This is a genomic window from Pseudomonas sp. HMWF006, from assembly GCF_003061205.1.
GTDB classification, from domain to species: Bacteria; Pseudomonadota; Gammaproteobacteria; order Pseudomonadales; family Pseudomonadaceae; genus Aquipseudomonas; species Aquipseudomonas monsensis.
The window spans coordinates 5971-14766 of record NZ_QAIU01000220.1; the positions used below are offsets into that span (position 1 = coordinate 5971).

The following is an 8796-nucleotide window of genomic DNA, read 5'->3' on the forward strand; positions in this document are numbered from 1 at the left end:
GAATCGGTACGTCTTGCCCGTCAATCCGCACGGACGGCGCGCCAGCGATCACTCTTTTGGGGCTCGGGCCAGTTGATTTTTATCAACGGCGGATGCCAGCACGGTCACACCGGCTTGACCATCATCAAGCTGCAAGGCGCTCGGTTGACCAGGCTTTCCGCCGTGCCGCCAATAAAGCCGTCGAGCCCGTGATGGTAAGACGTGCCCAGCACCACCAGGTCGAATGCATTTTGCCGGGCGAATAACTCGATCACCCGATACGGGACACCGGTCAGCAGATGTCGGTGACTTTCATCAAGACCATAACGCTCGGCCAGCGCTTCGAAGGCTTCTTCCTGAGTGTCGTTGATCGCCTCGCGCAAACTGTGATCCAGACTCAGGTTCGGCACACTCATTGCGGCATCGCCCACCACCGACCAGTTACTCACGTTCAATAGGTGCAGCGAGGCACCGCAGGCCCTGGCCAATCTCGAAGCCAGACCGAGAATGCGGTCGTTCAGGCCTTGAGTCAGGTCCTCGAGATGGGACAGGTCCACCGCCGCCAGGATCTTCAACGGTTTCGGGTTTACGGCGTCGGTCACCAGGTGCAAACAGGCGGGGCAATCTCGCAGCAACAACCAGTCCAGTGGTTGATGAAACGCCCGATCAAGCGCCGGGACATGGTGGGCATCCTTGATCACCAGATCGGCGTGGAAGTCATTGACGTACTCAAGCACATGCGCCGGTGTCGACTTTGCCCAAACCACTTCGGTCGTCACTTGCACGCCGCTGCCGCGCTCAAACCGGGCTTGCTGTTCCAGCCACTGCCGATGCACCTGCAAGTAACCCTCGCGCGCCTGCGCCATGGCTTTGTGGTCGAACAAACCGGCTACCGCCAGAGCCTGGACGTAATCGAACGCAACAATGTGCAACAACGCTCCGCTGGCCTGGGCCAATGCCTGGGCTCGATCAAACGCCGGGGTGCGGGTCATCTCGGTGGGGGCAATCAACAGAATCCGCTTCAGTTTGAACATCACGTACCTCTGCTGGCAGTGCTATGCCGGCCTGGTTGCCAGCCCGACGTCCGTGTCCGGTTTGAAGCAATCGCCAACTATTTACGCGCTGCCTTTTCAGCCATCCGCTTGGCGCGCTCATTGGCGTCATCGGCTGTACGCTGTGCCTGTCCAGCCTTCAATATCGCTTCATCGGCCCGCAAACGTGCCGTTGCCGCATTGTCTTCGGCAGACTCAAGTCGTGCATCGATTTCCTGAGCATGGCGGTTACTGCATCCGGTGGTTGTAGCCAACAGGATACTCAGCACGATGATGGACAAGCGCATGTTCATGGTTTCCCCTTGATTGGTTGCGACATTGCTAAGTCGATGATCTGAGTATCTGGCGATGTCCGCTACCGACTCTGATTTTTGTCAACTAATGACGGCATCGGTGGATGGCCGTGCAAACGGGCGTTGTTGATCTATCTCAATGAAGCTCCGCCGCTCAGGCGTAGAAAAAGACTGACCGGCATTCGCCGAACATGAACAACCTTTCAGAAGAGAGAGCGCCGTCATGAGCGATTTGAATCTGCGCAAAAGCATTTTGGAAGAGCTCGGATTCAGCCAGACATCAACGCCGCCGACATCGGAGTCAGTGTGGAGAACGTGGTCACGCTCGAAGGCCGGGGCCACCTGTGGCGTGAGCGCCAGAACGCTGAACCAGCGGCTTGGTCAGTGCGAGGCGTGACGAGAGTCGAAGATCATTTGTGCTGGCGTGAATTCATTTCTCCGACCACCCCCGCTTCGATTACCACTTGATGCTGGAGAGTCACGATGCTGGTCGTCACTTTGATCAACACCCTGGTGGTAATCGCTGCCGTGTTGATTCATTACGAGTGTTTGTTACGCCTGAACGACTGGCTGCCGAAATTGAAAAACTGGAGCCGTTTTCGCATCGTTGCCGGGGTGTTTGGCGGGCTGCTGGCCCATGCCATCGAGGTCTGGTGCTTCGCCGTGGTTTACTTTCTGATGTCGCGCTCCGGTGAATGGGGGCGCCTGACGGGCAGTTTCGACGGTTCTTACATGGATTGCGTGTATTTCTCCTTCACTACCTACACCACCATTGGTTTTGGTGACATCTCCCCGGTCGGCGATCTCAAGTATCTCACTGGCCTGGAGGCCTTGACGGGACTGGTGCTGATCACCTGGACCGCGTCATTCCTGTTCCTCGAAATGCAAAAATACTGGAAGAGCAAATAGCCGTTCAATACGCACAAAACCTGATTTACATCAAACCTTGCGACCAGTCCTCAAGCTCAATAGAGACGAAGTTGCCCACGCCCCCCCTGAAACCGGGTGGCCCCGTTCGTCCGTAATCACGGTGGAAGGCCAAATGAAAAGCACGTGCGAAGCTAAGAGACCTATGCTTACCACACCCCCTCGTGGCGTCTTCCTCATGCACGAAACATCTCCCCCGCCGGCGTTATGTCTCAAGGCAGCGTGCTCCAACTGCAGCGTACTTGAGTTGTGTCTGCCGATCGGCCTGGACGGGGCGGAGGTCGAGCGGCTCGACACCCTGATTGTCCAGCGTTTAAAGGTCAGGAAAGGCGCCGCCCTGTACCGTGCCGGGGACCCATTGCGCTCGCTGTACGCCGTGCGCGTAGGCTCCTTCAAGACCAGCGTGTTGTCCGTCGATGGCCGCGAGCAAGTGACCGGTTTTCACATCCCTGGCGAAATGCTCGGTCTGGACGCCATCAGTGCCGATGAGCATGCATGCACTGCATACGCCCTGGAAGACAGCGAAGTCTGCCCGATCCACTTCGCGCAGCTGGAAAAACTGGCGCAGAGCCTCCCTTCCCTGCAACACAACCTCAATAAACTGCTGAGCCGGGAAATCGTCCGCGACCACAGCATGTTGATGCTGATGGGTAACATGAACTCCGATGAGCGCCTGGCGGCATTCCTGCTCAACCTCTCGCAACGCCTGAGCTCTCGTGGCTATTCCTCCAAAGACTTCGTGCTGAAAATGCGCCGCGAAGAAATCGGCTCCTACCTTGGGCTGCGTCTGGAGACAATCTGTCGTGGCATCGCCCACTTGCGCGACCAGGGGCTGGTGGAGATCGCAGGGCGCAACGTAAAAATCCAAAACCTGGACGGCCTCAAGCAGATGGTGTCCGGCTGTAATCGCCAGACTCACTGACCCCGTCTGCAACGGAGGTTGATCATGCGCGCCATGGTGCTGCACGCCCCCGGCCAACCCTTGCAATGCGAAGAGCGACCTGTCCCGATACCCGCCTCCGATCAGATCCTGCTCAAAGTGCTGGCCTGCGGCGTCTGTCGCACCGACCTGCATTTGCTCGACGGTGAGTTACCGCAAGCCGTATTCCCACGGGTGCCGGGCCACGAAATAGTCGGTGAGGTCACGGCGGTGGGCCAGGATGTCAGGCCTGACTGGATCGGCCGACGGGTCGGTGTGCCCTGGCTGGGCTGGACATGCGGCGAGTGCGGGTTCTGTTGTTCGGGTCGGGAGAACCTGTGCGATCAGGCGCGGTTCACCGGTTGTCAGCTGGACGGCGGCTACGCGGAATATACGGTTGCCGATCCGCGCTTTTGCTTTGCCCTTCCCGAGACGCTTTCAGACCAGCAAGCTGCGCCCCTGCTGTGTGCCGGACTGATCGGCTTTCGTGCGCTGCAAATGGCTCGCGGCGCGAAGTATCTGGGACTTTACGGGTTCGGCGCTGCGGCACACCTGGCGATTCAGGTGGCGCTCGGACGCGGCCAGAAGGTCTACGCGTTTACCCGTCCCGAGGACGACATCGGACAAGCCTATGCCCGCTCCCTGGGCGCAGAATGGGCCGGACCATCCGATCAGCCGCCACCACACCTGCTCGATGCCAGCCTGATCTTTGCGCCGGTGGGCGCACTGGTGCCGGCGGCGCTGGCGGTGACGGACAAGGGCGGCTGCGTGGTGTGTGCCGGGATTCACATGAGCGACATCCCGACGTTCCCGTATCGTTTGTTATGGGGTGAGCGCAGTGTCCGCTCGGTGGCCAACCTGACCCGCGAAGACGGTATTGCGTTTTTCCAGGAGCTTCAACACACGCCCGTGCACTGTGACGTCACCCGGTTTGCTTTGGAGGACGCCAACCAGGCCTTGGCATTTTTACGAGCGGGGCAATTCAACGGGGCGATAGTGCTCACACCGTGACCACGTGCCTGACTGCCAGAATGCTCCCCGGCACCGAATACAAGGCGCGTTCGGTGGTGCTGCCGATCAAGCGATCGACGCCCACCCGATGCACCGTCCCCATGACCACCACGTCGGCCAGATACTCTTCGACAAACTCACTGATCACCTGCACCGGATGGCCCATGACGAAGTGCCGGCGCTCTGGCGGCACGCCATACCGCTCTGCCAGCGTGACGAAGGCAAGATGCAGGGATTCGCGTAACTCGCTGGCAAAATCGCCACTCCAGCCGCCAGTGACCATCGGCGCATCGCCATTGAACGCTGCTGACAAGTCGTAGGCATACAACAGGTGCAGCGGGACGTCGCATTGCAATGCCAGCGCATTCGCGGTCTGGATGATCGTGTCGTTCAAACCGCTGATGTGTGTGGCCGGATCAAACGGATCCACCGCGGCTACCACGCGATGCGGCAATGCGTACCGGATGTGATTGACCAAGTGCAAGGGAACCGGGCACTCACGCAGCAAGTGACAATCGAGCGGCGTGATGAAGACGCGTTTGAGCGCCGGTTCCAGCGTCACATCCTTGATCACTAGTTCGGACTTCAGTGCCTTGACGGCTTTCAGGATTTCCAGCAGCGGATGGCTGGTGAAGATCACGTCCACCGTCACATTCAGTCCATGGGCGTTGAGTTGCTCGAGCTCCTCGGCTACCCAGCGACGATAGCGGTGCTGATAGCGCTGTGCATCCACCCCATCGATTTTGTCCTCCCATAAGTGCGTAAACGGTACCGGCTCGACGAAGGCCCGCACATCCAGCGCCGCTCCGTTCGCCTTGGCCAGCGCAATAGCACGCAGCATCGCCGGAGATTGATGCAGCGTCTGGTCAGCGACCAGCAACAGACGTTGATATTGACCCATTACACACCTCGGCTCGGCACCGGCGCTTTGGGCCGGTAGGTTCAAGACTGCGCCTGCCTCCCTGCCTGACGTTGATTTACATCAAACCGTTGCCAATGAAGAACACCATGGAAAAGGACGACCGCCAATTGATCCGCCCTCTCACAGAAAAGGATCAGTCAGCGCGAATACAACTTCATCAAGCGCCTGCCCCGCGAATCCAGGCACATGCGCGTTCTCGCCCTGCCCGACCAGTTGATGGCCACTGACAATAAACAGCGCACGGCATTCATCGCCGTAATACTTGGGGCGATCTCGTTTCAGGACTGTAGGGTTTGCTGCGGCTTGATGGCCAACACACTGCACGGTGCTCGATGCAGCAACTGTTCGGCGGTGGTGCCGAGCAATTTGCTCAAACCGTGGTGCTGCACCGTTCCCATGACAATCACGTCAACCTGATGCTCGAGGGCGAACCCGCAGATACTCGGCACCGGCGCACCCTCGATGAAATGCCGGCACGCGTCCGGTACGCCGTGACGTTCGGCGAAGGCCGCAAACGCTTCATGCTGCGCACTGCCCAGCGCCTCATAGATCCCGGTAGCCAACGGCAAGGCGCCGAACCCGATGTCCGTGGCGTAAACCGCCGCCCAGTCATACACATGCAACAGTTCAAGGCTGGCATCACATTGCTCAGCCAGCCGGGTGGCTGCATCAATGATCTGATCATTGAACAGGCAATCCTGTTCTTCGCTACGCAAGACATCGACGATGGCCAGTACATTGCGCGGGCGCGGATGGGTGTCACTGGTCACCAGGTGCACCGGCACGGGGCAATCGCGCAACAATTGCCAATCCAGCGGTGTATAGAACACCCGCTCCAGCGCGGATTCGTGCCGGGCATCCTTGATGATCAATATCACCGGCATCTCGTTGATGAACTGCAGGATCTCGGCAAAGGGATCCTGAACCCAGACCACTTCGGTGGTGACCGTGATGTGATGCCTTGCCAGCAACGACGCCTGTTCTATGAGCCACTGCCGATGAGTGCGCAGATAACCATCGCGGGCCAGGCGGATTTGCTCAGGAGCAAACAGCCCGGCCACTGCCAGCGCCTGCACATAATCGAAGGCCACGATGTGCAGCGGCACTTGCATGGCCAGCGCCAGCGCGGCGGCGCGCTCGAACGCCGGCGTGCGTTCCATGGCGGGCGGAGCAATCAACAGTAAACGCTGAGTTTGCGACATGGGATACCTCGGCACGTGGCCAGCCAGAAGGAAACAGACCTTCAGCGTGAACGCTACGGCCGCTGGCAAATTGATCTTTGTCAGCAACTGCACGGATCGGTGAGCATCACCCGAGCAAAAGACCACTTCGATCAATTAGAGCAACAAGGTGCCTGCCCACATCGCCAGCGTCAGCAATAGCTGGCCGGGAATCACATAAGCGGCAAAGCGTTTGCCGCCGCTGACCCAGGCCACTACGCATTTGCTCACCGAGTTACTGCTGACGGCGATCAGCGCAGGCGCAGCGATCGCGTCGTAAGGCAACAGCCCGGCCTTGGCCAGGCTGGCAACCGAGGCCGTGGCGGAATGCGCGTCGGCGAAGCCGGTCAATGTCGCCGTGAGCATCACGCCCACCTGGCCAAAGTGGCTGAGCATCGCCGACGACACCAGCGTGATGCCGGTCATGGTCAGTGTCACGACCAAGGCGAGTTTGAGATTGAAAGCCCCTGCGGACTTGATCGGCTCGCTGCTCGCCCCCCTCCCTGGGTCGGGAAACATCAGGCAGACGCCGTATAACGCCGTGGCGACCAAGCCGAAACACAACGGCGCCCACACGCTGCGCAGTAGAGCGGGATCAACGGTGGCGAGGATCAGCCCGGCCTGAATCACCGTGGCAAGATTAGAGAAGATTGCGGCCGCGCCGAGGGTCCTGATGTTGGCCGGCTCAAGGCTTGCCCGTTGGCCCATGGTGGCAATCGTCACCGTACTGGAGGCGAATCCGGAGGCAATTGCGCTGACCACATAACCATAGCGAGTGCCCAAGGTGCGCACGGCGACATGGCCGATCGCTCCAACCAGCATCAGCAAAACCGTCAGGGTACAAATCGTGCGCAGATTGATCGCCGCGTAAGGGCCGATGTAACGGTCTGGTGCCAATGGCAGCACTACCAGCGCCGCGATCAGCAAAACCAGGCCGTCGCGCATCTCGACTTCGCTCAACTGGCTGTTGGCAAAGTGATGCAGCTTGTCGCGATAGGCCAGCAACCCCGCGATGACCACACCAATAGCAATTGCCAGCGCGGGTGCCGTGCCACACAACGCGCCGAGCACCAACACCGTAAGCAAGGCTATTTCGCTGGTCACCCCCGGGTCGTCGCTCAGGCTGCGCCAATAGGCGACGGTGATCAGCAAGGTCACGCAGGTCGCCATGATCCCCAGCAGCAGAGCCGCGCCGACCTGCAGCGAGACATATCCCAGCAACGCGGTAATGGCGAACGTGCGCAATCCGGCGCTGTCACGTGTAGCGCCGGTGCCTTTGTGCCGCTCACGCTCAAGACCGATGAGCAGGCCGATCCCCAGCGCTGCCGCTGCACCAGAGAAATCGAAGAGTTCATTCATGGTCTGTAGCACCCGGCAGAGGTTTTAAGCGCAGCCCTGCGGTCACCTCAGCGCGATCATTCAACGCACTCGCCCAAGCGCTGAGTGACAACCGGCTCTGCGGGCAACGTCTGACCGAAGGCGTTGGGCCAGACGTGGGGCGCGTCGATGCGTGCCTGGAGCAGGCCTGCGAAGTCTTGCGCCGCGTCCAGATGCTTGAAGTTTACGTCCCAGTCATCCAGATGCACGACCCAGCCATGGGGTGCTTGTCTTTCTGTGATCTTGATGTTCATGGAAACCTCGATCAAACGGCAGGTCGACCGCATTCTCGGCACTGGGCAGAGCTTGCGCCGGGACTGCAGACCGGAAGTTGATAATGGTCAACAATCCGTGGATGCCTTCGCTTTTTCATTTGTGCGTCCCTTTTGCATTTCTGTGCGACAGATCCCGTTTCAGGGCTCCCGCAAGGCTCTGGCACGGTGTTAGTTTGTAAGTGTATGTGTATGTGTCGCAGCGTTGAGACACTCTCCCTTTACTGCCCTGCAAAGGAATGCCCTTCGTATGAATTTCCCTTTCAAACAACTGGCTGCCACCACCTTGATGCTGGCCGGGCTTGCGGCTTTCACTGCTCCAGCCCAAGCCAACATTACTCCGCAGCAAAGTGCTGAAATCCTCAAGGCCTACAGCGCCGAAACGACTACAGATTTCCGCCAGTTCCTGACCAGCCTGGCCAAGAGCGATCTGGCCAGGACTGCCGCCATTGGCCCGGCCATTGGCGCCTTTCTGGATAACAAAACGCTGACGGCTGAGCAGCAGAACGAAATCTATCGCCTGCTCGGCCTCTATGCCCGCGTGAAATACAGCGCAGCCGCCACCGAGACGCTGCGTGAGCTGGTGGAGATCCCGACCTATCGCAAGGACGGCGTTGCCCAGCACGACAACCCGGAATTCATCAAGATCGGCGAGAAGATCAAGAGCCTGGCAGAGTCCTTCCATCTGAATTTCCGCAACATCGACAACCGCGTGTATGAGATCTCGCTCAACGGCGCTGGCGATGAAGTCGTCGGCATTCACGCGCATGCCGACGTGGTGCCGGTAACGCCGGAAAACTGGGTGCTCAAGGATAGCACCCGCC

At 59.4% G+C, this 8796-nt stretch carries 10 protein-coding genes and 1 pseudogene; 5 read left to right on the forward strand and 6 right to left on the reverse strand.

What is annotated here, in order from left to right; translation table 11 throughout:
* Nucleotides 1-104: 104 nt before the first annotated feature.
* Both DBR24_RS08760 and DBR24_RS08765 read right to left on the reverse strand, forming a co-directional pair.
* The gene (locus DBR24_RS08760; protein ID WP_128614515.1) at nucleotides 105-1013 is read right to left on the reverse strand and encodes a universal stress protein; all 909 of its coding nucleotides are present in this window, start codon (nucleotides 1011-1013) and stop codon (nucleotides 105-107) included.
* A 77-nt stretch (nucleotides 1014-1090) separates the two neighbouring features.
* Entirely contained in the window at nucleotides 1091-1324 is a 234-nt protein-coding gene (locus tag DBR24_RS08765; protein ID WP_128614516.1) for an Lpp/OprI family alanine-zipper lipoprotein, read from the reverse strand.
* Nucleotides 1325-1639: 315 nt separating this feature from the next.
* Between DBR24_RS08765 and DBR24_RS08770 the strand changes: the two genes are divergently transcribed.
* The 4 genes from DBR24_RS08770 (at nucleotide 1640) to DBR24_RS08785 (ending at nucleotide 4181) form a co-directional block, all read left to right on the forward strand.
* Nucleotides 1640-1792, forward strand: coding sequence for a BON domain-containing protein (locus DBR24_RS08770; protein ID WP_371921253.1), 153 nt, complete (start codon nucleotides 1640-1642; stop codon nucleotides 1790-1792).
* A 15-nt stretch (nucleotides 1793-1807) separates the two neighbouring features.
* Nucleotides 1808-2233, forward strand: coding sequence for a potassium channel family protein (locus DBR24_RS08775; protein WP_128614517.1), 426 nt, complete (start codon nucleotides 1808-1810; stop codon nucleotides 2231-2233).
* 196 nt (nucleotides 2234-2429) lie between these two features.
* Nucleotides 2430-3173 (forward strand): fumarate/nitrate reduction transcriptional regulator Fnr, encoded by a 744-nt coding sequence (gene fnr, locus DBR24_RS08780; protein ID WP_123468552.1) that lies wholly within the window; start codon nucleotides 2430-2432, stop codon nucleotides 3171-3173.
* Nucleotides 3174-3197: 24 nt separating this feature from the next.
* Complete coding sequence (locus tag DBR24_RS08785) at nucleotides 3198-4181, forward strand: zinc-dependent alcohol dehydrogenase family protein (RefSeq protein WP_128614518.1); 984 nt, start codon at nucleotides 3198-3200, stop codon at nucleotides 4179-4181.
* On the opposite strand, the gene DBR24_RS08790 is transcribed toward DBR24_RS08785, so the two are convergent.
* From DBR24_RS08790 to DBR24_RS08810, 4 genes are all read right to left on the reverse strand, one after another.
* Nucleotides 4171-5082 carry a universal stress protein gene (locus DBR24_RS08790; RefSeq protein ID WP_128614519.1) on the reverse strand — a complete coding sequence of 304 codons (912 nt, stop codon included), beginning with the start codon at nucleotides 5080-5082 and terminating at the stop codon, nucleotides 4171-4173. The two genes, DBR24_RS08785 and DBR24_RS08790, sit on opposite strands and share 11 nt — an antisense overlap.
* A 299-nt stretch (nucleotides 5083-5381) precedes the next feature.
* A complete protein-coding gene (locus tag DBR24_RS08800) occupies nucleotides 5382-6305 on the reverse strand; it encodes a universal stress protein (protein WP_128614520.1) in 924 nt (307 codons plus the stop codon).
* 135 nt (nucleotides 6306-6440) lie between these two features.
* Entirely contained in the window at nucleotides 6441-7682 is a 1242-nt protein-coding gene (locus tag DBR24_RS08805) for a DUF4010 domain-containing protein (protein WP_128614521.1), read from the reverse strand.
* 56 nt (nucleotides 7683-7738) lie between these two features.
* On the reverse strand, nucleotides 7739-7954 hold the full coding sequence (locus DBR24_RS08810; RefSeq protein WP_128614522.1) for a hypothetical protein: 216 nt from the start codon (nucleotides 7952-7954) through the stop codon (nucleotides 7739-7741).
* 268 nt (nucleotides 7955-8222) lie between these two features.
* Here DBR24_RS08810 and DBR24_RS08815 point away from each other — a divergent pair.
* Nucleotides 8223-8796: pseudogene (locus DBR24_RS08815) on the forward strand (dipeptidase); the annotation flags it as partial.

Coding starts and splice junctions, on each gene's coding strand:
- DBR24_RS08765 (WP_128614516.1), bottom strand. CDS start 1,324: ATGAACATGCGCTTGTCCATCATCGTGCTGAGTATCCTGTTGGCTACA.
- DBR24_RS08785 (WP_128614518.1), top strand. CDS start 3,198: ATGCGCGCCATGGTGCTGCACGCCCCCGGCCAACCCTTGCAATGCGAA.
- DBR24_RS08805 (WP_128614521.1), bottom strand. CDS start 7,682: ATGAATGAACTCTTCGATTTCTCTGGTGCAGCGGCAGCGCTGGGGATC.
- DBR24_RS08790 (WP_128614519.1), bottom strand. CDS start 5,082: ATGGGTCAATATCAACGTCTGTTGCTGGTCGCTGACCAGACGCTGCAT.
- DBR24_RS08810 (WP_128614522.1), bottom strand. CDS start 7,954: ATGAACATCAAGATCACAGAAAGACAAGCACCCCATGGCTGGGTCGTG.
- DBR24_RS08760 (WP_128614515.1), bottom strand. CDS start 1,013: ATGTTCAAACTGAAGCGGATTCTGTTGATTGCCCCCACCGAGATGACC.
- DBR24_RS08800 (WP_128614520.1), bottom strand. CDS start 6,305: ATGTCGCAAACTCAGCGTTTACTGTTGATTGCTCCGCCCGCCATGGAA.
- DBR24_RS08775 (WP_128614517.1), top strand. CDS start 1,808: ATGCTGGTCGTCACTTTGATCAACACCCTGGTGGTAATCGCTGCCGTG.
- fnr (WP_123468552.1), top strand. CDS start 2,430: ATGCACGAAACATCTCCCCCGCCGGCGTTATGTCTCAAGGCAGCGTGC.